Here is a 24847-nt window from a genome sequence, read left to right on the forward strand (position 1 = left end):
ACGCGATAAACAATAACTATGGCCGGGCTCGATCCCGGCTTTTTTATAACAACACAACACATTTCAATCGCAAGGAATACAACATGCTCGCTACTCTCACGCGGCTGTTCCCGTTATGGGCGCTGCTGCTCTCTGTGATTGCGTATTACACGCCCACCACCTTTACGCCTGTCGGGCCATTCGTGCCGTCGTTACTGATGCTGATCATGTTCGGCATGGGCGTTCACCTGAAGGTGGACGACTTTAAACGCGTACTCTCACGTCCAACACCCGTCGCGGCGGGTATTTTCCTGCACTATCTGGTGATGCCGCTCGCCGCATGGATTTTGGCGCTGGCTTTTAATATGCCGCCGGAATTGTCCGCAGGGATGGTGCTGGTCGGTAGCGTCGCCAGCGGCACGGCATCTAACGTGATGATCTATCTGGCGAAAGGTGACGTGGCGTTGTCCGTTACCATCTCGTCGGTCTCCACGCTGGTCGGCGTGATCGCGACGCCGCTGCTGACGCGCCTGTACGTTGATGCGCATATTCAGGTCGACGTGATGGGAATGCTGTTGAGTATATTGCAGATTGTGGTCATTCCGATTGCGCTGGGCCTGGTCATTCACCATCTGTTCCCCCGCGTGGTCAAAGCGGTCGAGCCTTTCCTGCCCGCCTTTTCCATGGCGTGCATTCTCGCCATCATCAGCGCCGTGGTAGCCGGTTCTGCTGCGCATATCGCATCGGTAGGGTTTGTGGTGATTATCGCGGTCATTCTGCATAACACAATCGGTCTGCTCGGCGGGTACTGGGGCGGAAAACTGTTTGGTTTCGACGAGTCAACCTGCCGGACGTTGGCTATCGAAGTGGGCATGCAGAATTCAGGACTTGCCGCTGCGCTGGGCAAGATCTACTTTGGCCCGCTTGCCGCCCTGCCCGGCGCGTTGTTCTCCGTCTGGCATAACCTTTCTGGTTCGCTGCTTGCGGGTTACTGGTCCGGTAAACCGATTACTGAAAAGCGAAGCGCTATAAAACAAAACTGATCGCGTATAAATGGAGGGTTACCCTCCATTTATATAGATACTCCTTTGAACTCCATCACAAAACAACAAACTACCACACAAAACAAAATCTTAATTTATTCTTTTTATTTCAATCAATTAATAAATAAATATCATGCAAATGGCAATTTCCCTCGATCATTTTATGTTGATTTGTTTTGTTTTAGTTGGAATTATGATTCCACTACAACACAGATAACCCCTTTACCCTATCTTTGAGGCCGCTATGAAAAAAATTGCGATTATTGGAAGCAGTGGAGGCAACCTCTACAACCTGGGTGGCGCAGAGCCAGAGAAGTTACTCCAGGAAATCTATCAGCAGTGCGAAGCCGCAGGTGTGGAAGTTGCCGCCGTGCAGTTTATCGCGGCGGAAGCCTCGATGGATGTTGCCAAACCCCACACAGCGGCATCCGTGTTTGCATTAACCACAGAAAACCAACAAAAACCACAACGGATATTTCAGGGCAAACTCTCAGAGGTGAACGCTTCAGTGGTTGAAAGCGATCGCCAGATTGCCGGGATGATCCGTAGCGGCACGATCGACGGGATCGTCGTGATGAGCGCCGATCCGGGAAAAGCGAACCACGAAGTCTTCACCGCTGCCGTTGAAATGAAAACGCCGATCGTTGGCACCGGCGGAACGTCAATGGCGCTGGTGGCCGCAAAAGGGGCAAATGTCGTCGCAACCTCGGGCACGACGGGTACCACCAGCCGCACCCGCGCAGTCTCCTTCGTGGCGTCTCTGTGTAAACACTGGGGCATTAAGTACAAGCCGCAGTTGGGGAGCACGTCACCCTCCCTGGGTGGCTCCGGAAAGAGCCTGCTCAAACGCTTTAACATTCGCAGCATTATGATCCCTGCGCTGCCTGGCTTTATCGCGATGGCAATTGTTCTCGCCCTGAGCCACATCCCGGGTCTGGAAAAACTTAACGATATTTTTGAAATCCTGCTGAAAGGCCTGCCGGTATTGGTTGCCGTGCTGGCGGCAAAACAGATTTCTGAGCTGGATGAAGTCTCAATCGTTGCCGGGGTCGTCGCCGGGGTGCTGTCCGTTGAAGGGGGACTGATCGGCGGGATTATCGGCGGATTGATGGCCGGGATTTTCGTTCGTTGGCTGTTTGAACTGTGCCTGAACTGGCGCTTTCCGATGACCACCGTCAACATCGTCGCCGGTGGGATTTCAGGTCTTGCCGCTGGGTTGATCATGCACTATCTGTTGAGTCCGCTGGCGTTGTCAGCAGGTAATTACATCAAACTGGCTATCGAAAGCACCCTGGCATTCAGTCCTGTTCTTGCCGGGCTGCTGGCGGGGCTGGTTATCTGGCCAGCCATCCTGGGCGGTGTCTATCACGCGGTCATCCTGCCGCTGGTTCTGCTGGAGATGGAAAAATCCGGCGTAAGCTTCCTCGGCGCAGTCGATATGGTGGGTCTGGTGATGGTTGCCGCAGGGATTAACCTTGCCAACGTTATCGCCCCTCGCGAAAAAAGTGAAGCCGCCGTCGCCACACCGGGGCTGCTTATTAACCTGGGTTTCGGAACCTTCGTGGAATCTGCCTATCCCTTCATGTTCGCCAACAAAATTGTCTTTGGCTCCGCCATTTTCTGGGCCGGAATGGGCGGCATGATGCTGGGCTTCTTTAACGTTAAAGGCGTGGCCTATGTTCCCGCTTTTGCCTCGCCGTTCTTGTCCAGCAATGCGCTTCAGATGGCTATCGTGATGATCACAACAATGGCGATGACCTGTATTACCACCATTATTGCTAACCGTTTTAAGGCTGTCGTACAGAGCGAACCTGCAGCGTCAGCCCGTTAATTAATGCACCAACACCAGAGGTACACCATGTTTAAAGGCGATATGAATAAAAAACGCGCCAAAGCGTTACAGAAAGTGAAAGATGCCATTGCGCTCCACGGCGGACAAACCATCCTCAGTACGGGGATCACTGGCGACGATGCGCGTCTGGCGAAAGCGGTGTGTGAGGCAGGCGTTAAGCTGCTGGAACCAAACCACCCGGCACTGGCGCTGGCGCGTGGACACAAAGGCGTGAGCAATATGCATGCAGCAGAGCAGATCCGCCATGAAATCACCAACGGGCAAATGGCTGAAGCGGTACACGGCGTGCGTAACGTGGTGCCTGACGATATTTTCATTACCGTGGGTATTGCGGGAGGTTTTACCGAAACCTTGCCCGTGCCGCTCAGTGACACTGAGATTCTGGAGATTGCCCGTGCCGGAGCCGATGGTTTACACACGCATAAATCCGACTGGGACGATCTGCAGGATATCGTTAATCTCGCCCATCAATATGGTCTGACCGTGGACGCCTATATTGGTCACCCGGACGATCTGCATACTTTCGGTATTCCTGCGCGTACGCCGGAAGAGGTTTCCAGCGTGGCGAAGCGGATGCAGGAAATTGGCGTCGATATGATCGGCCTGATGACCGGTATGAGCTATGAAGGCGTAGCCGCAGGCGACATTCCACAAGCCATTAAAGAAAGGCTGCGAGCGCTGGTTGGCGCGGTTGATGTACCGACGCTGGCAGAAGGCGGTATTAACCTCGCCAACGCCAAAGCGTTTAAAGATACCGGGGTCAATATTCTGGTCGTCGGTACGGCAATCGACAATATGGTCTGCAACGCCGCCAAAGAGGCCGTCACGCCGTTTATTGCTCAGTAAACGCAGAGGAAAGAGAAATGTTGCTGGTGACCGATCTGGATGGAACGTTACTGACATCGCAGAAAACAATCAGCCCGCGCACGCGTCAGGCGCTGATTGAGTTCCGCCAGCGTGGCGGTCTGCTGGCAGCCTGTTCCGCCAGGCCGGTCTCCTCTATGGTGCGCCTGTTACAACAGCAACAGGTAGATAAATTGTTTGCCTGGTGCGCCGGTTTTAATGGCGGGCAAATTCTGGAGATGACGTCGCAGCATATTATTCATACTGCGACACTCTCTTGCATGGATCTCCGGGAGATTGACCGATCTATTTCTCTTTCCTGCTACCCCCATCATTTTTTTAGCGCCGATGCTATTTATCATCGTGATGACCGACTCGTAGCACCATGGACGACTTATGAGGCCAACTTATTTGAGCTACCCTTTATTTCGGCAACGCCTGAATATATTTTTAATCAGCATGACATTTATAAGATCACATTAGTGGCAGAACAATCAAAAATAAAGGCATTATGTACGGCAATGATTAATGAATTGCCCTGTGGTTATATGGCGACAATCACCGGGGGGAATTATATTGACATCCAACGAACTGAAATAAACAAAGGCTATGCTATAAACATGTTAAGGCAACAGCTAAATATAGCGACCGAACAGGTTACGGCGATTGGCGATCAGCAGAACGATATCAGTATGTTTACCGCTGCGAACATCGGTATCGCCATGGGCAATGCGCCTGATGCAGTAAAACAACACGCCAGCTATGTGACGGCCTCTAATGATGATGAAGGTATTGTCTGTGCGCTGGAGTGGTTGCGTTGCTTTGCGCATCCAGTTACCATGCGCCAAAGCACGACATTGGCGGAAAATAATGAACCCGATTAAAAGAAGAAAACATATTCTTGATGAATTAAATAAGTTCGGTGAAGTCACAGTCATCAAATTATCGGAAACGCTAAAAGTTACATCAGAGACCATTCGCCGTGACCTCTCGATACTGGAGTCCGAAGGACAAATTACCAAAATCCATGGCGGGGCTGTCAAAAAACAGGTCGTTCAGGAAGATGAGTTTGGCGCCCGTATAGATATACACCGCGATGAAAAAATGGCAATTGGTAAAATTGCCGCCACGATGGTTAGCGAACGCGATACGCTGTTTATTGACTCCTGTACGACTAACTTAATTCTTGCTGAACTATTACCCCCACTCGCTTATTCTGTTATTACCAACTCAGCGTTAATTGCGGATAAAATTAAAGAGCATAATCTTCAGGCCCGCGTTTACGTCTTAGGCGGTGAATATGACTACCATTTTCGCGCCAATCTCGGTGTCTCGGTTTGTCAGCAAATTAACGCCATTCACGCCGATATCTGCTTCATTGGCGCAGGTGGAATTTCGCCTCAGCATGGAGTGCTGGTAAAAAGTTTTGATGAGGCGTACGTGGCGAAGTCCATGATTGCCATGAGCAAAAAAGCGGTAATTCTCGCCGACCATACCAAATTTGGTCAGGATGGGGTGATGTGTATCGCCACGTTAAAAGAAATCGATAGCATCATCACGGATAAAGGATTCAAAACAACGGGTTATACCCAGCAGGACTTTGGCGGGAAATTGCGTATTGCCTATTGAGCGCTATCAGCCTGACCAGGATTACCGTACACTGAGACTATCGGCTAACAGAGGGCACCCGTATGGCACTCCCCCGCATTACCCAAAAAGAGATGACCGAGCGCGAACAGCGTGAACTGAAAACGCTGCTTGACCGCGCGCGCATTGCACATGGTCGCCTGCTGACCAACGCTGAGACCAACAGCATCAAGAAAGAGTACATCGATAAACTGATGGCCTTGCGCGAAGCAGAAGCTAAAAAAGCCCGCCAATTGAAGAAAAAGCAGGCTTATAAACCGGATTCAGAGGCGTCATTTTCCTGGTCGGCGAATACACCAACGCGCGGCAGACGTTAACGTCCTTTCTTCTTACGCCCCGGTGAGGTAAAACGCTTGCCGATTGCCGCCGGGCGCGATTTCTCTTTCTCCGCCGATTTTTCGATTTTCACTACCGGGCGCTTGATGCCTGCGGTGGCAGCTTTTGGCTTCGCTTTCGCCTTCGGTTTAGCTTCTGATGATGAATTCTCAATCAGCTTGAACAGATCGATCAGTTCGTCATCCGTCAGGTCACGCCATTCACCCAGCGGCAGGCCGGACAAACTCACGTTCATGATGCGTGTGCGCTCAAGCTTCGTCACTTCATAACCAAAGTGCTCACACATACGGCGGATCTGGCGGTTCAGCCCCTGAATCAGCGTGATGCGAAACACAAACGGCGCTTCTTTCTTGACCTTACATTTCTTGGTGACGGTGCCGAGGATTGGCACACCGGCTCCCATCCCACGAATAAAGTCGTCGGTTACGGGCTTATCGACCGTCACCAGATACTCTTTTTCGTGATCGTTACCGGCGCGCAGGATTTTATTCACCAGGTCGCCGTGGTTGGTCAGAAAGATCAGTCCCTGGGAATCTTTGTCCAGACGACCGATGGGGAACACGCGTTTGCTGTGATTAACGAAATCAACAATGTTGTCGCGTTCGCTATCTTCGGTGGTGCTGACAATCCCTACCGGCTTGTTCAGCGCGATAAAAACCAGATCTTCCGCTTCACGCGGCTCAATCAACCGACCATTCACTTTTACGACGTCGCCAGGCATCACCTGATCGCCAATGGTGGCGCGTTTACCATTCAGGAAGACATTCCCTTGTTCGATAAAGCGATCCGCCTCGCGACGCGAGCAGATTCCGCTTTCACTGATGTATTTATTTAATCGGATGGATGAGTCGGGCAGCATAATTTCTCCTGTATACACTTCATCCTTCAAGCCGTCTCTGCGTTGGCTGCCCTCACTCACCCTGGTCACATAGTTATCTATGCTCCCAGGAATTCGTTCCCTTGCCGCCTTGATACAACTTGAATGCTTTTGTGTATTAAAAGCGAAATATACCCTACCTTGCGGACGATAAAAAATAATCGTGTTCTAACGCCCGGGCGCTATTTGTGATCTGCCACACCTTTAGACACAAAAGTGTCGGTGATCCATCACTGCAATTTTGTTGGGTGAAACGAAGCAGAATCAATACATTAGAGCAACAAGCACATCTGTGCCGACATCGCACAATCGCCACATCAAATGTGCAGCACAATCAGCCAGATCAGGGCGTTGAAATAAGTGAAAATAGCTTTGAGCTGCGGAAAGAATGGGGTTATATCAGATCAAGAAGGCAATTTCGTGATTTGCACAAATGTGCAGGAGTTCAAAAATGGCGATGGAAAACAGCGATGATATCCGCCTGATCGTAAAGATAGCGCAGCTGTATTACGAACAGGATATGACACAAGCGCAAATCGCCCGCGAGCTGGGTATTTACCGCACCACGATCAGCCGTTTGCTAAAACGTGGACGCGAGCAGGGTATCGTCACCATCGCCATTAATTACGACTACAACGAAAACCTGTGGCTGGAACAGCAGCTAAAACAGAAATTTGGCCTGAAAGAGGCGGTCGTCGTCTCCTGCGACAGCGAACAGGAAGACGAACAACTCGCGATGATGGGTGTGCACGGCGCACAGCTGCTGGAGCGCTTACTGGAACCCGGCGACATTATTGGGTTCTCATGGGGCCGCGCGGTGCGGGGACTTGTTGAAGGATTATCCCCTGCCAGTCAGTCACGTCAGCTGATCTGCGTGCCGATTATTGGCGGGCCATCCGGCAAGCTTGAAAGCCGCTACCACGTTAATACGCTGACCTACGGCGCAGCGGCAAAGCTCAAGGGGGAATCGCATCTGGCCGATTTCCCGGCACTGCTGGAGAACCCGCTCATTCGCAATGGCATTATGCAGTCCCAACATTTCAAATCGATTTCCGCTTATTGGGATAATCTGGACGTCGCACTGGTCGGGATTGGATCTCCGGCAATACGTGATGGCGCCAACTGGCACGCCTTTTACGGCAGCGAAGAGAGCGATGACCTGCATGCCCGTCAGGTAGCCGGAGACATTTGCTCGCGCTTTTACGATATCAACGGCGTGACGGTAGAAACCAATATGAGTGAAAAAACACTTTCCATTGAAACCAATAAATTAAAGCAGGCGCGCTACTCAATTGGCATTGCAATGGGTGAAGAGAAATACAGTGGAATTTTGGGCGCATTGCGTGGCAATTATATTAACGGTTTAGTGACTAACAGCCATACCGCTGAATTATTGTTGAAGTAAATATATTCGAATGGGTCCTGACATAATTAATTTTATGTGGACTCCCCTTATCTGAAATTGGGAGTTAATTATGCAAACGTGGTTAAATCTGCAGGGTAAAGTCATTATTGTTACCGGCGGCGCATCCGGAATTGGCCTGGCGATTGTTGAAGAGTTATTGGCACAGGGCGCGAATGTGCAAATGGCGGATATTCACGGTGGTGCAGGTCAATATGAAGGCCATAGTGGATATCATTTCTGGCCGACAGATATTTCCAGCGCCAAAGAAGTTAATCATACCGTTACCGAAATTATCCACCGCCATGGGCGTATTGATGGTTTGGTGAATAACGCAGGCGTTAATTTTCCGCGGCTGCTGGTCGATGAAAAAGCGCCCGCCGGGCAATATGAACTCAATGAAGCCGCTTTTGAAAAAATGGTCAATATCAACCAGAAAGGTGTGTTCTTAATGTCGCAAGCCGTAGCACGCCAAATGGTAAAACAGCGTAACGGCGTGATTGTGAATGTCTCTTCAGAAAGCGGACTGGAAGGCTCAGAAGGCCAAAGTTGCTATGCCGCCACCAAGGCCGCACTGAATAGCTTCACCCGTTCCTGGTCAAAAGAGCTGGGAAAACACGGGATTCGTGTGGTTGGCATTGCGCCTGGCATTCTGGAAAAAACCGGTCTGCGCACTCCCGAGTATGAAGAAGCGCTGGCCTGGACCCGCAACATCACCGTCGAACAGCTGCGCGAGGGCTACACCAAGAACGCAATCCCTATTGGTCGCTCAGGGCGCTTAAGCGAAGTCGCTGATTTTGTTTGTTATCTTTTGTCTGAGCGCGCCAGTTACATAACCGGAGTAACCACTAACATTGCGGGCGGAAAAACGCGCGGCTAAGGAGGTTTTATGGTCAATGCAATCTTCTGTGCTCACGGCAAACTGGCCTGCGCCATGCTGGAATCGGTACAGATGGTCTACGGTGATGCCAATGTTGAAGCCGTGGCATTTGTCCCCGGAGAGAACGCCAGCGAGATCGTGGAAAAGCTGAAAAAGTTAGTAAGTATTCACACTGGCGATGAATGGCTGATTGCCGTCGATTTGCAGTGTGGCAGTCCCTGGAATGCCGCCGCGACGCTGGCGATGCACAATCCGGCGATACGGGTCATCAGCGGGTTATCACTGCCGTTGGCGCTGGAGCTGGTAGACAACCAAAGCAGTATGAATGTGGATGAACTGTGTGAACACCTGACGACCATTGCTCAACAAACCTGTGTCGTCTGGAAACATCTGGAAACGGCCGAAGAGGATTTCTGATGAACATTACCCTTGCTCGTATTGATGACCGCCTGATCCACGGTCAGGTCACCACCGTCTGGTCGAAGGTGGCGAATGCACAACGGATTATTATCTGTAATGACGACGTTTATAACGATGAAGTACGTCGCACATTATTGCGCCAGGCCGCCCCGCCGGGAATGAAAGTGAACGTCGTTAATATCGAAAAGGCGGTCGCGGTTTACCATAATCCGCAATATCAGAACGAAACCGTTTTTTATCTTTTTACTCGTCCGCAAGATGCATTAGCAATGGTAAAACAAGGGGTAAAAATCGCCACGTTAAATATTGGCGGCATGGCCTGGCGACCAGGTAAAAAACAATTAACCAAAGCCGTTTCTTTAGATAACGACGATATTCATGCGTTTCGTGAGTTAGATAAACTGGGTGTCACGCTGGATTTACGCGTCGTCGCATCCGATCCATCTATTAATATTCTCGAAAAAATAGAAGAACAATCGTTCGCTGAATAAATAAAAATGCCTGTGTACTTATGCTTTAACAGGCAGGGATGATCACATTCACAAGGTGACATATTATGGAAATAAGTACCCTACAAATTATCGCCATATTCCTATTTTCCTGTATTGCCGGAATGGGCAGCGTGCTGGATGAGTTCCAGACCCACCGTCCGCTAATTGCTTGTACCGTTATCGGCCTGATCCTCGGTGATTTAAAAACCGGGATTATGCTCGGCGGCACACTGGAGTTGATCGCTCTTGGCTGGATGAACGTCGGCGCAGCGCAGTCTCCCGATTCGGCGCTCGCCAGTATTATCTCCGCCATTCTGGTTATCGTCGGTCAGCAAAGCATTGCTACCGGTATCGCCATCGCCCTGCCGGTGGCGGCGGCAGGCCAGGTACTGACGGTATTCGCCCGTACCATCACCGTGGTGTTCCAGCACGCGGCAGATAAAGCCGCCGAAGACGCCCGTTTTCGCACCATCGATTTGCTGCACGTTTCCGCCCTGGGCGTACAGGCGCTGCGCGTCGCCATTCCAGCGCTGATTGTCTCGCTGTTTGTCAGCGCGGATATGGTCAGCAACATGCTGAATGCCATTCCGGAATTCGTCACCCGTGGGCTGCAGATTGCCGGAGGATTTATCGTAGTCGTCGGTTACGCCATGGTACTGCGCATGATGGGCGTGAAGTACCTGATGCCCTTCTTCTTCCTCGGATTTATCGCCGGGGGTTACCTCGATTTAAGTCTGCTGGCCTTTGGCGGCGTGGGCGTGATTATCGCGCTGGTCTACATCCAGCTGAACCCACAGTGGCGTAAGACTGAACCGCAGGCGCAAGCCCCCTCTTCTCAAGCTCTTGATCAGCTTGAAGACTAACGGAGCCCATCATGGAACAGAAAAAACTGACCAAATCCGACCTGTTTAGCATGTTTGTTCGCTCCAACCTGCAACAGGCGTCATTCAACTTCGAACGCATTCATGGGCTGGGCTTTTGCTACGACATGATCCCCGCCATCAAGCGCTTGTATCCACTAAAAGAGGATCAGGTTGCCGCACTCAAACGCCACCTGGTGTTCTTCAATACCACCCCTGCCGTTTGCGGCCCAGTGATTGGCGTCACCGCCGCAATGGAGGAAGCACGCGCCAACGGTGCGGAAATTGACGATGGCGCAATCAACGGCATCAAAGTCGGCCTGATGGGTCCGCTGGCAGGCGTCGGCGATCCGCTGGTATGGGGAACGCTGCGCCCGATTACCGCCGCGCTCGGCGCATCGCTGGCGCTGTCCGGTAACATTCTCGGCCCGCTATTGTTCTTCTTTATTTTCAATGCAGTACGTCTGGCAATGAAGTGGTACGGCTTACAGCTTGGCTTTCGTAAAGGGGTCAACATCGTCAGCGACATGGGCGGCAACCTGCTGCAGAAACTGACCGAAGGCGCATCGATTCTCGGCCTGTTTGTGATGGGAGTATTGGTCACCAAATGGACCAGCATCAACGTGCCGCTGGTGGTATCGCAAACACCTGGCGCAGACGGCACCACCGTCACCATGACCGTGCAGAACATTCTCGACCAACTCTGCCCCGGCCTGCTGGCGTTGGGTCTGACGCTGCTGATGGTGCGTCTGCTCAACAAGAAAATTAATCCGGTATGGCTAATCTTCGCCCTGTTTGCGCTGGGAATTATCGGTAACGCACTGGGCTTCCTGTCCTGATTTTTTCGCTCCGGCAATGCCGGGGCAACTTCAACAAATAGTCCTCGAAAGAGGAAGAGGTGGTAACAATGCAAACAACAACAGCTTTACGTCTTTATGGTAAACGCGATCTGCGCCTGGAAACCTTCGATCTTCCTGAAATGCAGGACGATGAAATTCTGGCCTCAGTCGTAACCGACAGCCTGTGCCTTTCTTCCTGGAAAGAGGCTAACCAGGGCGAGAACCACAAAAAGGTGCCGGACGATGTGGCCACCAACCCGATCATCATCGGTCATGAGTTTTGCGGCGACATTATTGCCGTAGGCAAAAAATGGCAGCATAAGTTTCAGCCCGGCCAGCGCTATGTCATTCAGGCTAACCTGCAACTGCCGGATCGCCCGGACTGTCCCGGCTACTCCTTCCCGTGGGTGGGCGGTGAAGCCACCCACGTCGTTATTCCCAATGAGGTGATGGAGCAGGACTGCCTGCTGGCCTACGAAGGCGAAACCTATTTTGAAGGTTCGCTGGTTGAGCCGCTATCCTGCGTGATTGGCGCATTCAACGCCAACTACCACCTGCAGGAAGGCACTTATAACCACAAGATGGGCATTCGTCCGCAGGGGCGAACGCTGATACTCGGCGGCACCGGGCCGATGGGACTACTGGCGATCGACTATGCACTGCATGGCCCGGTTAACCCGGCGCTGCTGGTGGTAACCGACACCAATAACGACAAGTTGAGCTACGCCCGCAAGCACTATCCATCAGAACCACAAACGTTGATCCATTATCTCCACGCCCAGGATGCGAGTTATGACACCTTGATGGCGCTGAGCGGTGGACACGGGTTTGATGACATCTTTGTGTTTGTGCCCAACGAACAGCTGGTTACGCTGGCCTCTTCCCTGCTGGCTGCCGATGGTTGCATGAACTTCTTTGCTGGCCCGCAGGATAAGCAGTTTAGCGCGCCGATTAACTTCTACGACGTACACTACGCCTTCACCCATTATGTTGGGACGTCTGGCGGCAATACCGACGACATGCGCGCGGCGGTTAAACTTATCGAAGAGAAGAAGGTTCAGGCGGCAAAAGTGGTGACGCACATTCTGGGGTTAAATGCGGCAGGTGAAACCACGCTGGAACTGCCAACAGTCGGCGGCGGGAAAAAACTGGTTTACACCGGCAAAGCCTTACCATTAACCGCGCTCACGCAGATTGATGATCCAGCCTTGCGCGATATCCTGGAACGACATGAGGGGATTTGGTCGCAGGAAGCCGAACAGTACGTATTGTCTCACGCCGAGGAAATTTAACATGATTAACCGCGACACCCAGTTGTGCATGTCGCTTGCCGGTCGCCCTGGCAACTTTGGCACTCGCTTTCACAACTATCTGTATGAAAAGTTAGGGTTGAATTTTATCTACAAAGCCTTTACCACGCAGGATATTGAGGCCGCAGTGAAAGGCGTTCGCGCACTCGGAATTCGCGGCTGTGCGGTCTCTATGCCGTTCAAAGAGAGCTGCATGCCGTTTCTGGATGCCATCGATCCTTCCGCAAGCGTCATTGATTCCGTCAATACCATCGTCAATGACAACGGTACGCTGACAGGATTTAACACCGACTATATTGCGGTAAAAAGTCTGATTGCCAGCCACCAGCTCAATAGCAGCGCACGCGTGATGATTCGCGGCAGCGGTGGAATGGGTAAAGCGGTTATCGCCGCGTTTCGCGATGCGGGGTTTACGGATGTCATCATTGCCGCGCGCAATCGCGAGAGCGGCCCGACGCTGGCGAAGCAGTATGGGTTTCAGTGGCAGCCCCAGTCGGAAGGGATTGCCTGCGATATTCTGGTCAACGTGACGCCCGTCGGCATGGCTGGCGGTAAAGAGAGCGATGAACTGGCCTACAGCGAAGCGATGGTCGCTACCGCCAGCGTGGTGTTTGACGTGGTCGCCCTGCCGTCGGAAACACCGGTGATTAAGCTGGCGCAGCAGCTGGGTAAAAAAACCATCAGCGGCACAGAGGTGATTGCCTTACAGGCCGTAGAGCAATTCGCCATGTACACCGGCGTACGCCCGGATGACGCGCTAATCGCCGAAGCGGCAGAATTTGCGCGGGCGGGGTAACGAAGCAGGAACAGAGCGCCAGGGATGGGCGCTCTAATAGACATTAATCAAAATGTCCTTTGAAAATCACTGAACGAACCGTTTTCTTCCACCCATTGATTTAATGCTGCTATCGATTTTTTATTTTCCCGCAGCCATTCTTCACGTTTGTTCTCACGAAATTTTTCGATTAGGGCTTCGGTTAAAACCGCTGACAGATTGATTTTAAGCTTGCGCGCCTCTTCCAGTATCTCTGGAGCCAGAGAGACATTGACTGATTTTTTTACTTTAAACAATGTGCGCATGATAACCCCCATAGCAGTACGCATGACACACCTAAGGTGTGCGTAATAAGCGAGCATTTCCTGTTCCCGGCCAGCAAATCATCATGTCACACTAAGATGGTTGCACAGGTCTGTCACGCCCCGAAGAAGATGTCTGCGAGGCGCTTTCCAGATTAGTTTAGGGAGTCGCTGACAAACAGCTGCTGGTCAGCTTTCGCTTCCAACTGCGCCAGCGCGGGAATCAACTGGCTGATATTTACCAGACTGTGTCCTAACTGGCATATGCTCTCATAGGCAAAATGTTCCTGACCTTCACCCGCCATAGTCAGCAGGCTTTCGCCCATAAAATTCAGCGTCTGGTACAACCATGCCAGCGCCTCTTCACAGCCAAACGATAGCGCCAGATTTTCTTCGGTGGTGAGATGGCGACAATCAAGATGGCGGAACGCCTCGGCGAGTGGAAAATAAAGCAGGTCAGCTTGCGGTATGAGAGAAGAAGACGCAAAACAGGCGTTAGTGGTACTATTAGCATCAGCCATAGCATTACCTCGTATAATGTTGTGGTTAGAAGCTCGGTATGTGTTCGCGCACTGCCGGGCTTCGTTGTTTCTGTAAGACAATTGACTTACACTTGTCTTACGATCATCAATGTAAATCAGGTGTCAGACACATGTCAACGGTAGAATTCAAAAAGAAAGGTAACAAACAAATCGCGTTACGTGTCGAGCCAGAACTGGAAGCAGGGATCCAGAAAGCGCTTTCAATGGATGGTGACGCGTCAATATCCGCATGGATTAAGCGAATTATTAGGAAAGAATCGAAGCAGAAAGGGATTGAAGTTTAGAAGTTGGTATTTCTGGCTTGTAAGAGTAGTGTGTCATCACACATCTCGTATAATCAAGGTGCCAACACACATGAACGAAAGAAGAGGCAATCCCCCGTTTCAATTCCGTCTGGATCCGGAACTGCGCAAAGCGATGGAAGAAGCACAGCGGCAGGCTGGCGATGAATCGTTGGCAGCCTGGATTAAACGTGTGATTAGAAAAGAGCTGAAGCAGAAAGGAATTGAAGTGTAAGAGGCGGTACTTTATATCGTTTTTCTGAAGGTCTGCTCAGAGCGAGGAGCGGACATTTCCTTAAAAGAAAATTTAAATCTAATGTAAAATAAAATTTAACATTAGATGGACTGGTTAACCTGGATAACTATAAGTAATTTAATTCATCAAACAGTCTGAATAAATATTTTTTTTAAAGCTTCTCTAATAATATACACCTTGGTTGCATCAGAATATCTACCACCATGTGTTCCTGCCTTTTTGAACAACTCACTGAAAGTTTCTTTGATAAGAATTTCATTAACTGTCATTTGAGTTTCTTTATTATATTTATCCATTTCCTGCTGGATTAGTCTTAACATGCTTTCCATTTCAGTAGGTTGCTCATTCATCCATTCAATAAGAACAGATTCATTAGCAATATCTGGGCTTTCTCTATGGCATTTACTGCATAGCAGAATATAATTTGAGACATCATTACTTCCGCCTAGTGAGTGAGGGATAATATGTGCCCTCTCCAATTTTGAGGATTCGCGGCCACAGCAGACACATACATTAAAATCACACGCATTATCATAGCGCGTATCATCCAAACCTCTTTGAATTCCATTGTCAATCCAGTACTGCCAGATCATTTTTTTACTTGGTGCGTTTTGTCTAGGAACTACTGCCATATTACTGCTCCTCAAGAATTCAAACAGTTGATGAGAGATAAGCTGACCTGCGCCCTATAGATTAACACACTACGCTGTTAGTAACGTCCACTTCTGACGCAGAGCGGAAGCTAACTGAATCGTAGGTCTACTTTGAGCGAACAGCAGACATTCAATCGATCGTGAGGTATTTACAATACTTAACATTAGTTAATATAGATATGTTTTTAAGTAATTATATCGGTTGAAAATAAATGTCAAATTTATCACTGTACAAATTTCCTTTCTGGTAATTAACATTTGGATCCGTAATTATACTTCTTACCAAATGTATATCTGATATATCCGTCTTGCAGCCGAAATAGACAGAAATTAATTCTGCGGGCCAAGGATGTAACTCATTACCTTGCTCAACTACATGCCTCCACTCCTGCTCGTACTCCCAATGTTTAGATTTTGTGTGTAATATTCTAATTTTATTAGATAATGTATCGACTTCATTTAAAATTGAACTTGCCTGTATCGATGGATAATTATCATTGTAATTCATCGGCCTGGTTATTTTATCATCTGCTAAGGCTGTGCCGACGATGCGTTTAAACTCTAAGCACATACCTTTATGTTCAGAAGCATAATGCGACCACATCAGCAAATTTTTGTTACTGCTTGCTAGTGAAAGAATACCTAACTTTTCTAAACCGCTTTTAAATCTGTCCAAAGGTTCATCAAGAGAGCGTTTTTGGGAAACTATTACATCTGACATATCTTCACCAAAAATGGCTGATAATTTTTCAGAGTCCATTTCCCGTTCGTACACATGCCTTTGTCCTCTCACATAAAATTGGGTGTCAAAAGGATCATTAAATGCTGCCGGTTTTGAGTACCAGATTTTCCGCTGTGCAAGAGCGCTTAATTGATTCTTACCGATAGAACAGTATTTGAATAAAGATGTAATTTCAGGCTTTATCACTAGCATTCCTATGATTTTTTCAATGTTAATATAATTAATTATACAACTTTACTATCACAAGTTCAGGTTGTAACCTTCTGATTGTAAGATAAAAACACACATATACCCTCATAAGAAAATGTATCTTGGTTACACAATTAAAACATTCTAACAAAATCGTTTCCGAAGTACTTTAATCTTCTTGAATTATGTTAGTAACGTCCGTTCCTGGCACAAAGCCGACTATCCCCTGTTATCGTTTCTCGTATCAACCACAGCATCCTGAAAAATTACGCATTATTGCGAGGTGCTTTCCTGTTTACGCCCACCAGCATTTCCTCTCACCTCCCAGTTTTTTATTCTCTACTTTCAACTTGTCAATTCACAATGTAGTTTATAAAATACATGGAACGTAATCATGGAAATTCTTCAGACCACGGTTTTCCAACGCTGGGAGCAGAACCTACGGGATCGCAGGGCCAAAACGCTCATTGCCGCACGACTTTTTCGACTGGCGAATGGTTTAGCTGGCGATGTTAAACCTGTAGGTGAAGGCATCAGCGAAATGCGCATTTCTTACGGTCCTGGTTACAGGATTTACTTTAAACAGCATGGCTGCCGCATCATCATTTTGCTATGTGGTGGCGATAAAAGCTCACAAGCTAACAATATCACCCTTGCAAAAGTGCTCGCCCGTTCACTGGACTATCAGGAGACATTCCGCCATGAATAAGCTTACTCAGTACGATCCCGCTGCTGCGCTAGTTGATGATGAAGAAATTGCTGTATTTATGGCGGATGCCCTCGAAACAGGCGATGCAACGTACATTGCAAAAGCGTTGGGCGTGGTGGCACGCGCTAAGGGAATGGCGAACATCGCGGCAGAAACGGGATTATCCCGCGAACAACTCTATCGCTCGTTTAGTGAGAAAGGAAACCCGACGCTGAAAACCACGCTGGCGGTGATGAAGGCGCTCGGTATTGGATTGACACTTAGAAAATAGTCCCAGCTTCTATCTCCCCTTCCAACATCGTGAGCCATATCAGTAAGGCATTAGATTGATAGTGGTAGCATTAGCGCGGTTTGTAATTTTCTGATTACATGGAGAAATGATGGAACTGCTTTTATTGAGTAACTCGACGCTGCCGGGCAAAGGCTGGATGGAACATGCGCTGCCGCTGATCGCAGAGCAACTGAATGGTCGCCGCACGGCGGTGTTTATTCCGTTCGCTGGCGTGACGCAAACCTGGGATGAGTACACGGCGAAAACGGCAGCCATCTTTGCGCCAATGGGCGTTAACGTTACCGGTATTCATACCGTTGCCGATCCAATTGCAGCCATTGAAAACGCCGAGCTGGTGATTGTCGGCGGCGGGAATACTTTCCAGTTGCTGAAAGAGAGTCGTGAGCGCGGGTTGCTGGCGCCGATCGTGGATGTCGTCAAACGCGGTGCGCTGTACATCGGCTGGAGCGCGGGTTCCAACCTTGCCTGCCAGACCATCCGCACTACCAACGACATGCCGATTGTCGATCCCAAAGGTTTTGATGCGCTGGGTCTGTTCCCGCTGCAGATTAACCCACATTTCACCAACGCGCTGCCGGAAGGCCACAAAGGCGAAACGCGTGAACAGCGTATCCGCGAACTGCTGGTTGTGGCACCGGAGCTGACGGTGATTGGCTTGCCGGAAGGTAACTGGATTAAAGTGAGTAACGGTCAATCTGTGCTCGGCGGCCCAAACACCACGTATATCTTTAAAGCGGGTGAAGAGGCGGTTGCCGTTGAAGCAGGCCACTGCTTTTAGTTGATTTATTGTCTGATGCCGGATGCGGCTTCGCCTTATCCGGCCTACCGCTTCACCTCACTCAATAATCATCCCGCTCATCGTCTTCATCCGGCTGTTCCAGCACGCTGTAAGCCACTGAACAAAACAGCGAGTTCAGACGCTGCATATCGCCCAACAGCGCCAGGTGCAACGAGCTGGTCTCGATGCTCTGCACGTTCTGCTGATGCAGACGGTCAACGTGCGCATGCGAATAACGACGGTTGAGAATACGGAAGCGGTGCTTGCTGCGGCGCAGACGACGGGCACTGGTCACATCACCTGAGAAGAACACCGACATTGCCAGTTGCAGATTGCTGAGCAGCTGATCGTAAAGCGCATCCAGCTCTTTCAGCCCTTCTACCGAGAATGCCCGGCGGGCGGCCAGCGACTTATCGGCTATCTCGCTGCCCATACGTTCGACAATATCGGAAGCCTGCTCAAGGTTGAGCGACATTTCGATAATCTCCGCCCAACGGCGTGATTCCTCTTCCGCCAGCTCATCCTTTGGCATCCGCGCCAGATAGAGCTTAATGGCCGTGTATAGCACGTTAATGTCGTCCGCCATCCTGCGCAGTTCTTTCTCTTCACGCGGCTCACCGTGCATCACGCGCTTCAGCCCCTCCATCATCTGCTCCATCGCGTCGCCTATGCGCAAAGCTTCACGGGCGGCATTAGCCAAAGCGAGCGTCGGCGTATCCAGCGCGCTAACGTCCAGATGTTTGGGCTTCAGATGCGCATCAAGTTCTGGCTCATCGCGGATGATGCGCTTACAAAAACGCGCCATCGGTTCGGCGAACGGCACCATCGCCACGCAGCGCACCAGGTTGTAGAAGACGTGGAAGTAGATAACCAGTTCAGATTTCGCCAGCGGCAGTTCATCCATCAGATTAGCCAGCGGATGAACAAACGGCAGGATAATCAGGCTACCCACCAGCTTAAACAGCAGGCTACCTAGCGCCACTCGGCGGGCGGCGGCATTAGCGGCGCTGTTGTTAAGCATCGCCAACAGGCCGGATCCGAGGTTGGCGCCAATCACCAGACACAGCGCCACCGGGAACGAGATAATGCCTGCAGCGGTCAGCGTGGCCGTCAACAGCACCGCCGCCAGGCTGGAGTAACTGATAATCGCAAACATGGCGCCAATCAGCGCATCCAGCATGATATCGCCGGTGAGCGAGGCGAAAATAACCTGTACGCCATTAGCCTGAGTGATCGGCGTTACCGCCTGCACAATCAGCTCCAGCGCCAGTAAAATCAACCCCAGACCAATACCTACCCGGCCCAGCTGTCCGGCACGAGACTGCTTGCGCCCAAGAAAGAAAATGACGCCGATAAAAATCAGCAGTGGCGACAGCCAGGAGAGATCGAAGGTCAGGATACGCGCCATCAGCGCGGTCCCCACGTCGGCACCGAGCACAATCACCAGCGCAGGGGTGAGCGCCACGAGATCTTGTGCAACAAACGAGGTCACCAGCATGGTGGTGGCGTTGCTGCTTTGCACCAGCGCCGTCACGCCGATACCCGCACAAAAGGCGAGCGGCTTCTTTTCAACGCTACGGCTGAGCACGGTACGCAAGCGGGCGCCGAAGACGCGCATCACACCGGTACGCACAATATGCGTCCCCCAAACCAGCATCGCGACGGCAGAAAGCAGGTGTAACAGAGTTAACACGGAATCAGGTACTCCTTATCGTTATATGTTCCTGAGGCCGAAGCCTTCTTTCAGTATAAGGGTTTAAACGTAATAAAGAGACAGGGCACTCATTGAGTGCCCTGTTTGTTGTAAAGAAAGATGACAGTTTTGTGAATCAATCGGCATCGTAGCCGAGATTCGGCGCTAACCAGCGCTCAACCTCCGCTACGCTCATCCCTTTACGGAACGCATAGTCTTCAACCTGATCGCGCTGGATTTGCGCCACAGCGTAGTACTTGCTGTCCGGATGACTGAAATACCAGCCGGAAACCGACGCACCTGGCCACATGGCGAAGGATTCGGTGAGCTTCATCCCGGTATGCGCCTCCACGTCCAGCAGTTCCCAGATGGTGGCTTTTTCGGTGTGTTCCGGACAAGCCGGATAGCCCGGTGCCGGGCGAATCCCCTGGTAGTTTTCGCGGATCAGCTCCTCGTTACTGAGATTCTCATTCGCCGCATAGCCCCAGTAGACTTTACGCACGCGCTCATGCAGATATTCTGCGAACGCTTCCGCCAGACGGTCAGCGATCGCTTTCACCATGATCTTGTTGTAGTCGTCATGTTGCGCTTCGAAAGCATCTGCCAGCGCGTCTTCTTCCAGACCACCAGTGACCGCAAAAGCACCGATGTAATCCGCTTTACCGCTCAGTTTCGGTGCAACAAAGTCAGACAAGCAGTAGTTGGCGAAACCGACTTTTTCCGTCTGCTGGCGCAGGTGATGACTCACATTGATGACGTGCGTACGCGTCTCGTCACGGTAAATCTCGATGTCGTCACCCACGCGGTTGGCCGGGAATAAACCCACCACGCCACGCGGATTCAGCGTCTTCTCAGCGCTGAGTTTATCCAGCATGTCGTTGGCATCTTTGAACAAGCGCTTCGCCTCTTCGCCCACTACTTCATCTTCGAGGATTCGCGGATATTTCCCGGCCAACGACCAGGTCATAAAGAACGGCGTCCAGTCGATGTAGTTGCGCAGGGTTTCGATGCTGGCTTCCACTTCCTGTACGCCCAGACGGTGCGCCACCGGCGGGGTGTAGTTTTCCCAGTCAAAGGCCAGATCGTTGTCGCGGGCAGCCTGTAACGTTACGGGTGGAGTACGCGGTTTCTTACGCGCATGCTGGATACGCACGGTTTCGTACTCTTTACGCGTACGGGCGACAAAGTCATCACGCTGGGTGTCAGAGAGCAGCGCAGCCACGACACCAACGGTACGCGAGGCGTTCTGCACGTACACCGTCGGGCCGCTGTAGTTCTGCTCAATTTTCACCGCCGTGTGCGCTTTTGAGGTGGTCGCACCGCCAATCAGCAGTGGGATGGTGAAGCCCTGACGCTCCATCTCTTTCGCCACGTTGACCATTTCGTCCAGCGATGGGGTAATCAGCCCGGAAAGGCCAATCAGATCGGCATTCACTTCACGCGCGGTTCTGAGGATTTTCTCCGCGGGCACCATCACGCCAAGATCGACGATTTCGTAGTTGTTACATTGCAGCACCACGCCGACGATATTTTTACCGATGTCGTGCACGTCGCCCTTCACGGTAGCGATGACCATTTTGCCGTTGCTGGAGCCTTTCTCTTTGCTGGCCTCAATGTACGGTTCGAGGTACGCCACCGCCTGCTTCATCACGCGGGCGGATTTCACCACCTGCGGCAGGAACATTTTGCCCTCGCCGAACAGGTCGCCAACCACGTTCATGCCGTCCATCAGCGGTCCTTCAATAACCTCGATCGGGCGCGCAGCCTGCTGGCGCGCTTCTTCGGTATCCAGCTCAATAAACTCGGTAATGCCTTTCACCAGCGAGTATTCGAGGCGCTTTTTCACGTCCCAACTGCGCCACTCCGCCATCTGGGCATTCGCCGTATCGTCGGTTTTACTGCCGCGATACTTCTCAGCAAGCTCCAGCAGTCGTTCGGTGCCATCGTCACGGCGGTTGAGGATCACATCTTCAACCGCATCGCGCAGCTCGGCGGGCAGGTCGTCATAGATTGCCAGTTGTCCGGCGTTAACGATCCCCATGTCCATGCCGTTGCGAATGGCGTAGTAGAGGAATACCGCGTGAATGGCTTCACGTACCGGGTCGTTGCCACGGAATGAGAATGACACGTTAGAAACGCCGCCGGAGATCAGCGCGTGCGGCAGTTCGCGTTTGATGTCTTCACAGGCCCCGATAAAGTCCTGCGCATAGTTGTTGTGTTCCTCAATGCCGGTCGCGACGGCAAAGATGTTCGGGTCAAAGATAATATCTTCCGGCGGGAAGCCCACCTCTTCGGTAAGAATCTTGTACGCCCGACGGCAGATCTCAATTTTGCGCGCGCGGGTGTCGGCCTGGCCCTGCTCGTCAAAGGCCATCACCACCACTGCAGCACCGTAGCGACGCAGCAGCTTCGCGTGATGAATAAAGGTCTCAACCCCCTCTTTCATCGAAATGGAGTTAACGATGCCTTTACCCTGAATGCACTTCAGCCCTTTTTCGATTACTTCCCATTTGGAGGAGTCGATCATAATCGGCACGCGGGCGATATCCGGTTCACCGGCAATCAGGTTGAGGAAACGAACCATCGCCGCTTCGGCGTCGAGCATCCCCTCATCCATGTTGATATCGATGATCTGCGCGCCGCTTTCTACCTGCTGGCGGGCGACGTCCAGCGCTTCGCTGTATTTCTCTTCTTTGATCAGGCGCTTAAACTTCGCCGAACCGGTAACGTTGGTACGCTCGCCGACGTTCACAAACAGGCTGTCGTCGCCGATGTTCAGCGGCTCAAGGCCGGAAAGGCGGCAGGCAACCGGGATTTCCGGCAAGCGGCGTGGCGGCAAGCCATCCACCGCGCGGCTCATGGCAGCGATGTGTTCCGGCGTGGTGCCGCAGCAGCCACCAACAATATTCAGGAAGCCCGCTTCGGCCCATTCACGGATTTGCGCCGCCATGGTGTCGGCATCAAGATCGTACTCACCAAAAGCGTTTGGCAGCCCGGCGTTCGGGTGTGCGGTAACGTAGCATTCGGCAATACGCGACAGTTCCTGCACGTACTGGCGCAGTTCGTCCGGGCCTAAGGCACAGTTCAGACCAAAAGTCAGCGCGTCGGCGTGGCGCAGGGAGTTGTAGAATGCTTCGGTGGTCTGGCCGGAGAGCGTACGCCCGGAAGCGTCAGTGATGGTGCCGGAGAGCATAATCGGCAGCTCAACGCCCAGCGCTTCGAATTCAGTTTTAACCGCGAAAATAGCGGCTTTGGCGTTGAGGGTATCGAAGACAGTTTCAATCAGGATCAGGTCACTACCACCTTCCACCAGCGCTTTGGTGGATTCACGGTAAGCGGCCACCAGCTGATCAAAGGTAATATTGCGGTAAGCCGGGTCGTTGACGTCGGGCGAGATAGATGCCGTACGGTTGGTTGGGCCAAGCACGCCCGCGACATAGCGCGGTTTGTTCGGCGTGCGCGCCGTCCATTCGTCTGCCGCCGCACGCGCCAGTTTGGCTGCCGCAAAGTTGATTTCCGCCGACAGGGATTCCATCTGGTAATCCGCCATGGCGATAGTGGTGGAGTTAAAGGTGTTGGTTTCGATGATGTCCGCGCCCGCCTCGAAGTAGGCGTGGTGAATCGCGGCGATCACCTCCGGTTTGCTGAGCACCAACAGGTCGTTGTTGCCTTTCAGATCGCACGGCCATTCGGCAAAGCGTTCGCCGCGGAAATCCTCTTCGCTCAGACGATATCCCTGGATCATGGTGCCCATACCGCCGTCCAGCACCAGAATACGTTCATTTAACTGCTGACGTAATTGTTCTACTTTGCTGCTCACACTCGCTCCCGACAACGCTCAACCAGACCGAAAAAAACTCAACAGGCCATACTGGCACAAACCTGAGAGGCGGAAAAGAGAACAACGGCCAACATGAGACATGTTCAGCTTCACTCATCCGATCAGTACAGGAATTCTTGCATTATATTTGAATAAAACGAAAATGATTTCCACGATACAGAAAAGGAGTCTGCCATGGTTGCCCCCGTTCCCGCGAAACGCGGTAGAAAACCCGCCGCTACTACTGCGCCCGCAACCGGGCAGGTTCAGTCCCTGACGCGTGGCCTGAAGCTGCTCGAGTGGATTGCGGAATCCAACGGCAGCGTGGCGCTGACCGAGCTGGCGCAGCAGGCTGGCCTGCCAAACTCCACGACTCACCGATTGTTGACCACCATGCAGCAGCAGGGATTTGTTCGTCAGGTGGGTGAATTAGGCCACTGGGCCGTGGGCGCACATGCGTTTATCGTCGGCAGCAGCTTTCTGCAAAGCCGTAATCTGCTGGCGATTGTCCACCCAATCCTGCGCAAGCTGATGGAAGATTCCGGTGAGACGGTCAACCTCGCCGTGCTGGATCAAAGCGATCATCAGGCGATTATTATCGACCAGGTGCAGTGTACCCAACTGATGCGCATGTCTGCGCCCATCGGCGGCAAACTGCCGATGCACGCCTCCGGGGCGGGCAAAGCGTTTTTATCCCAGCTGAGCGAAGAACAGGTGACAGGGTTGCTGCACCGCAAAGGACTACACGCTTATACCCACGCCACGCTGGTGTCGCCGGTGCATCTGAAAGAGGATTTGGCCCAGACGCGTAAGCGCGGCTATTCCTTTGATGATGAGGAACATGCGCTGGGTCTGCGCTGCGTGGCATCGTGCATTTATGACGAGCACCGCCAGCCGTTTGCCGCCATTTCCATCTCCGGCCCCATTTCGCGCATTACCGACGATCGCGTGACCGAGTTTGGCGCCATGGCGATCAAAGCGGCGAAAGAAGTGACGCTGGCGTATGGCGGGTTTCGTTAAGATGGGATTGCCGGGT

The 24847-nt window shown here is 51.7% G+C and carries 27 protein-coding genes; 20 read left to right on the forward strand and 7 right to left on the reverse strand.

Annotated features, from left to right (window positions below; translation table 11 throughout):
* Window positions 1-83: 83 nt before the first annotated feature.
* From panS to EHN13_RS06655, 6 genes are all read left to right on the forward strand, one after another.
* Window positions 84-1022, forward strand: coding sequence for a ketopantoate/pantoate/pantothenate transporter PanS (gene panS, locus EHN13_RS06630; RefSeq protein ID WP_124021082.1), 939 nt, complete (start codon window positions 84-86; stop codon window positions 1020-1022).
* A 244-nt stretch (window positions 1023-1266) separates the two neighbouring features.
* On the forward strand, window positions 1267-2853 hold the full coding sequence (locus EHN13_RS06635; protein ID WP_167469995.1) for a PTS sugar transporter: 1587 nt from the start codon (window positions 1267-1269) through the stop codon (window positions 2851-2853).
* A gap of 27 nt (window positions 2854-2880) precedes the next feature.
* Window positions 2881-3720 carry a beta/alpha barrel domain-containing protein gene (locus EHN13_RS06640; RefSeq protein WP_044702272.1) on the forward strand — a complete coding sequence of 280 codons (840 nt, stop codon included), beginning with the start codon at window positions 2881-2883 and terminating at the stop codon, window positions 3718-3720.
* Between the two features lie 17 nt (window positions 3721-3737).
* On the forward strand, window positions 3738-4601 hold the full coding sequence (locus tag EHN13_RS06645) for a Cof-type HAD-IIB family hydrolase (protein WP_101742884.1): 864 nt from the start codon (window positions 3738-3740) through the stop codon (window positions 4599-4601).
* Window positions 4588-5346: a DeoR/GlpR family DNA-binding transcription regulator gene (locus tag EHN13_RS06650; protein WP_005132777.1), complete on the forward strand. Its 759-nt coding sequence runs from the start codon at window positions 4588-4590 to the stop codon at window positions 5344-5346. Before EHN13_RS06645 ends, EHN13_RS06650 begins: the two co-directional genes overlap by 14 nt.
* A 62-nt stretch (window positions 5347-5408) precedes the next feature.
* Window positions 5409-5681, forward strand: coding sequence for a YjbD family protein (locus EHN13_RS06655; protein ID WP_003031655.1), 273 nt, complete (start codon window positions 5409-5411; stop codon window positions 5679-5681).
* Here EHN13_RS06655 and rluF read toward each other — a convergent pair.
* Window positions 5678-6559, reverse strand: coding sequence for a 23S rRNA pseudouridine(2604) synthase RluF (rluF, locus tag EHN13_RS06660; RefSeq protein ID WP_124021083.1), 882 nt, complete (start codon window positions 6557-6559; stop codon window positions 5678-5680). The two genes, EHN13_RS06655 and rluF, sit on opposite strands and share 4 nt — an antisense overlap.
* A gap of 475 nt (window positions 6560-7034) precedes the next feature.
* Here rluF and EHN13_RS06665 point away from each other — a divergent pair, with 475 nt between their 5' ends.
* The 8 genes from EHN13_RS06665 to EHN13_RS06700 all read left to right on the forward strand — a co-directional run bounded on the left by EHN13_RS06665 (window position 7035) and on the right by EHN13_RS06700 (window position 13575).
* A complete protein-coding gene (locus EHN13_RS06665) occupies window positions 7035-7982 on the forward strand; it encodes a sugar-binding transcriptional regulator (protein ID WP_124021099.1) in 948 nt (315 codons plus the stop codon).
* A 70-nt stretch (window positions 7983-8052) separates the two neighbouring features.
* Entirely contained in the window at window positions 8053-8859 is an 807-nt protein-coding gene (locus tag EHN13_RS06670; protein WP_124021084.1) for an SDR family oxidoreductase, read from the forward strand.
* A 9-nt stretch (window positions 8860-8868) separates the two neighbouring features.
* A complete protein-coding gene (locus tag EHN13_RS06675; RefSeq protein ID WP_124021085.1) occupies window positions 8869-9276 on the forward strand; it encodes a mannose/fructose/sorbose PTS transporter subunit IIA in 408 nt (135 codons plus the stop codon).
* Entirely contained in the window at window positions 9276-9770 is a 495-nt protein-coding gene (locus EHN13_RS06680) for a PTS sugar transporter subunit IIB (protein WP_048236368.1), read from the forward strand. Before EHN13_RS06675 ends, EHN13_RS06680 begins: the two co-directional genes overlap by 1 nt.
* A 65-nt stretch (window positions 9771-9835) precedes the next feature.
* Window positions 9836-10633 (forward strand): PTS mannose/fructose/sorbose transporter subunit IIC, encoded by a 798-nt coding sequence (locus EHN13_RS06685; RefSeq protein ID WP_115601162.1) that lies wholly within the window; start codon window positions 9836-9838, stop codon window positions 10631-10633.
* Between the two features lie 11 nt (window positions 10634-10644).
* Complete coding sequence (locus EHN13_RS06690; RefSeq protein WP_003031641.1) at window positions 10645-11469, forward strand: PTS system mannose/fructose/sorbose family transporter subunit IID; 825 nt, start codon at window positions 10645-10647, stop codon at window positions 11467-11469.
* Window positions 11470-11537: 68 nt separating this feature from the next.
* Window positions 11538-12761, forward strand: a complete 1224-nt coding sequence (gene sorE, locus EHN13_RS06695; RefSeq protein ID WP_124021086.1) for an L-sorbose 1-phosphate reductase — start codon at window positions 11538-11540, stop codon at window positions 12759-12761.
* 1 nt (window position 12762) lies between these two features.
* Window positions 12763-13575, forward strand: coding sequence for a shikimate 5-dehydrogenase (locus tag EHN13_RS06700; protein WP_124021087.1), 813 nt, complete (start codon window positions 12763-12765; stop codon window positions 13573-13575).
* 47 nt (window positions 13576-13622) lie between these two features.
* Here the strand turns inward: EHN13_RS06700 and EHN13_RS06705 are convergent, their stop codons facing one another.
* Window positions 13623-13916 (reverse strand): type II toxin-antitoxin system CcdA family antitoxin, encoded by a 294-nt coding sequence (locus tag EHN13_RS06705; protein WP_124021088.1) that lies wholly within the window; start codon window positions 13914-13916, stop codon window positions 13623-13625.
* 95 nt (window positions 13917-14011) lie between these two features.
* On the reverse strand, window positions 14012-14377 hold the full coding sequence (locus EHN13_RS06710; protein WP_124021089.1) for a hypothetical protein: 366 nt from the start codon (window positions 14375-14377) through the stop codon (window positions 14012-14014).
* Between the two features lie 131 nt (window positions 14378-14508).
* On the opposite strand from EHN13_RS06710, the gene EHN13_RS24010 reads away from it, so the two are divergent.
* Complete coding sequence (locus tag EHN13_RS24010; protein WP_170166183.1) at window positions 14509-14682, forward strand: hypothetical protein; 174 nt, start codon at window positions 14509-14511, stop codon at window positions 14680-14682.
* Between the two features lie 70 nt (window positions 14683-14752).
* Window positions 14753-14914 (forward strand): hypothetical protein, encoded by a 162-nt coding sequence (locus EHN13_RS06715; protein WP_005132808.1) that lies wholly within the window; start codon window positions 14753-14755, stop codon window positions 14912-14914.
* A gap of 146 nt (window positions 14915-15060) precedes the next feature.
* On the opposite strand, the gene EHN13_RS06720 is transcribed toward EHN13_RS06715, so the two are convergent.
* Window positions 15061-15567 carry an HNH endonuclease gene (locus EHN13_RS06720; RefSeq protein WP_124021090.1) on the reverse strand — a complete coding sequence of 169 codons (507 nt, stop codon included), beginning with the start codon at window positions 15565-15567 and terminating at the stop codon, window positions 15061-15063.
* A gap of 214 nt (window positions 15568-15781) precedes the next feature.
* Entirely contained in the window at window positions 15782-16522 is a 741-nt protein-coding gene (locus EHN13_RS06725; RefSeq protein ID WP_124021091.1) for a DUF2971 domain-containing protein, read from the reverse strand.
* A 388-nt stretch (window positions 16523-16910) separates the two neighbouring features.
* On the opposite strand from EHN13_RS06725, the gene EHN13_RS06730 reads away from it, so the two are divergent.
* The 3 genes from EHN13_RS06730 to pepE all read left to right on the forward strand — a co-directional run bounded on the left by EHN13_RS06730 (window position 16911) and on the right by pepE (window position 18298).
* The gene (locus EHN13_RS06730) at window positions 16911-17228 is read left to right on the forward strand and encodes a type II toxin-antitoxin system RelE/ParE family toxin (RefSeq protein WP_124021092.1); all 318 of its coding nucleotides are present in this window, start codon (window positions 16911-16913) and stop codon (window positions 17226-17228) included.
* Entirely contained in the window at window positions 17221-17499 is a 279-nt protein-coding gene (locus tag EHN13_RS06735; protein ID WP_124021093.1) for an addiction module antidote protein, read from the forward strand. Before EHN13_RS06730 ends, EHN13_RS06735 begins: the two co-directional genes overlap by 8 nt.
* Before the next feature lie 109 nt (window positions 17500-17608).
* The gene (gene pepE / locus EHN13_RS06740; protein WP_032942056.1) at window positions 17609-18298 is read left to right on the forward strand and encodes a dipeptidase PepE; all 690 of its coding nucleotides are present in this window, start codon (window positions 17609-17611) and stop codon (window positions 18296-18298) included.
* Between the two features lie 61 nt (window positions 18299-18359).
* On the opposite strand, the gene EHN13_RS06745 is transcribed toward pepE, so the two are convergent.
* Window positions 18360-19991 carry a Na/Pi cotransporter family protein gene (locus tag EHN13_RS06745; RefSeq protein WP_124021094.1) on the reverse strand — a complete coding sequence of 544 codons (1632 nt, stop codon included), beginning with the start codon at window positions 19989-19991 and terminating at the stop codon, window positions 18360-18362.
* Between the two features lie 136 nt (window positions 19992-20127).
* Window positions 20128-23811 carry a methionine synthase gene (metH, locus tag EHN13_RS06750; RefSeq protein ID WP_124021095.1) on the reverse strand — a complete coding sequence of 1228 codons (3684 nt, stop codon included), beginning with the start codon at window positions 23809-23811 and terminating at the stop codon, window positions 20128-20130.
* A 195-nt stretch (window positions 23812-24006) separates the two neighbouring features.
* Between metH and iclR the strand changes: the two genes are divergently transcribed.
* Window positions 24007-24831 carry a glyoxylate bypass operon transcriptional repressor IclR gene (gene iclR / locus EHN13_RS06755; protein WP_003031613.1) on the forward strand — a complete coding sequence of 275 codons (825 nt, stop codon included), beginning with the start codon at window positions 24007-24009 and terminating at the stop codon, window positions 24829-24831.
* Window positions 24832-24847: the final 16 nt, after the last annotated feature.

It is taken from the genome of Citrobacter youngae, from assembly GCF_003818115.1.
Taxonomy (GTDB): Bacteria; Pseudomonadota; Gammaproteobacteria; order Enterobacterales; family Enterobacteriaceae; genus Citrobacter; species Citrobacter youngae.

What these genes read in the sequence shown, in the direction of transcription:
- panS (WP_124021082.1), top strand. Translation starts at nt 84, where the DNA reads ATGCTCGCTACTCTCACGCGGCTGTTCCCGTTATGGGCGCTGCTGCTC.
- EHN13_RS06635 (WP_167469995.1), top strand. Translation starts at nt 1,267, where the DNA reads ATGAAAAAAATTGCGATTATTGGAAGCAGTGGAGGCAACCTCTACAAC.
- EHN13_RS06640 (WP_044702272.1), top strand. Translation starts at nt 2,881, where the DNA reads ATGTTTAAAGGCGATATGAATAAAAAACGCGCCAAAGCGTTACAGAAA.
- EHN13_RS06645 (WP_101742884.1), top strand. Translation starts at nt 3,738, where the DNA reads ATGTTGCTGGTGACCGATCTGGATGGAACGTTACTGACATCGCAGAAA.
- EHN13_RS06650 (WP_005132777.1), top strand. Translation starts at nt 4,588, where the DNA reads ATGAACCCGATTAAAAGAAGAAAACATATTCTTGATGAATTAAATAAG.
- EHN13_RS06655 (WP_003031655.1), top strand. Translation starts at nt 5,409, where the DNA reads ATGGCACTCCCCCGCATTACCCAAAAAGAGATGACCGAGCGCGAACAG.
- rluF (WP_124021083.1), bottom strand. Translation starts at nt 6,559, where the DNA reads ATGCTGCCCGACTCATCCATCCGATTAAATAAATACATCAGTGAAAGC.
- EHN13_RS06665 (WP_124021099.1), top strand. Translation starts at nt 7,035, where the DNA reads ATGGAAAACAGCGATGATATCCGCCTGATCGTAAAGATAGCGCAGCTG.
- EHN13_RS06670 (WP_124021084.1), top strand. Translation starts at nt 8,053, where the DNA reads ATGCAAACGTGGTTAAATCTGCAGGGTAAAGTCATTATTGTTACCGGC.
- EHN13_RS06675 (WP_124021085.1), top strand. Translation starts at nt 8,869, where the DNA reads ATGGTCAATGCAATCTTCTGTGCTCACGGCAAACTGGCCTGCGCCATG.
- EHN13_RS06680 (WP_048236368.1), top strand. Translation starts at nt 9,276, where the DNA reads ATGAACATTACCCTTGCTCGTATTGATGACCGCCTGATCCACGGTCAG.
- EHN13_RS06685 (WP_115601162.1), top strand. Translation starts at nt 9,836, where the DNA reads ATGGAAATAAGTACCCTACAAATTATCGCCATATTCCTATTTTCCTGT.
- EHN13_RS06690 (WP_003031641.1), top strand. Translation starts at nt 10,645, where the DNA reads ATGGAACAGAAAAAACTGACCAAATCCGACCTGTTTAGCATGTTTGTT.
- sorE (WP_124021086.1), top strand. Translation starts at nt 11,538, where the DNA reads ATGCAAACAACAACAGCTTTACGTCTTTATGGTAAACGCGATCTGCGC.
- EHN13_RS06700 (WP_124021087.1), top strand. Translation starts at nt 12,763, where the DNA reads ATGATTAACCGCGACACCCAGTTGTGCATGTCGCTTGCCGGTCGCCCT.
- EHN13_RS06705 (WP_124021088.1), bottom strand. Translation starts at nt 13,916, where the DNA reads ATGCTCGCTTATTACGCACACCTTAGGTGTGTCATGCGTACTGCTATG.
- EHN13_RS06710 (WP_124021089.1), bottom strand. Translation starts at nt 14,377, where the DNA reads ATGGCTGATGCTAATAGTACCACTAACGCCTGTTTTGCGTCTTCTTCT.
- EHN13_RS24010 (WP_170166183.1), top strand. Translation starts at nt 14,509, where the DNA reads ATGTCAACGGTAGAATTCAAAAAGAAAGGTAACAAACAAATCGCGTTA.
- EHN13_RS06715 (WP_005132808.1), top strand. Translation starts at nt 14,753, where the DNA reads ATGAACGAAAGAAGAGGCAATCCCCCGTTTCAATTCCGTCTGGATCCG.
- EHN13_RS06720 (WP_124021090.1), bottom strand. Translation starts at nt 15,567, where the DNA reads ATGGCAGTAGTTCCTAGACAAAACGCACCAAGTAAAAAAATGATCTGG.
- EHN13_RS06725 (WP_124021091.1), bottom strand. Translation starts at nt 16,522, where the DNA reads ATGCTAGTGATAAAGCCTGAAATTACATCTTTATTCAAATACTGTTCT.
- EHN13_RS06735 (WP_124021093.1), top strand. Translation starts at nt 17,221, where the DNA reads ATGAATAAGCTTACTCAGTACGATCCCGCTGCTGCGCTAGTTGATGAT.
- pepE (WP_032942056.1), top strand. Translation starts at nt 17,609, where the DNA reads ATGGAACTGCTTTTATTGAGTAACTCGACGCTGCCGGGCAAAGGCTGG.
- iclR (WP_003031613.1), top strand. Translation starts at nt 24,007, where the DNA reads ATGGTTGCCCCCGTTCCCGCGAAACGCGGTAGAAAACCCGCCGCTACT.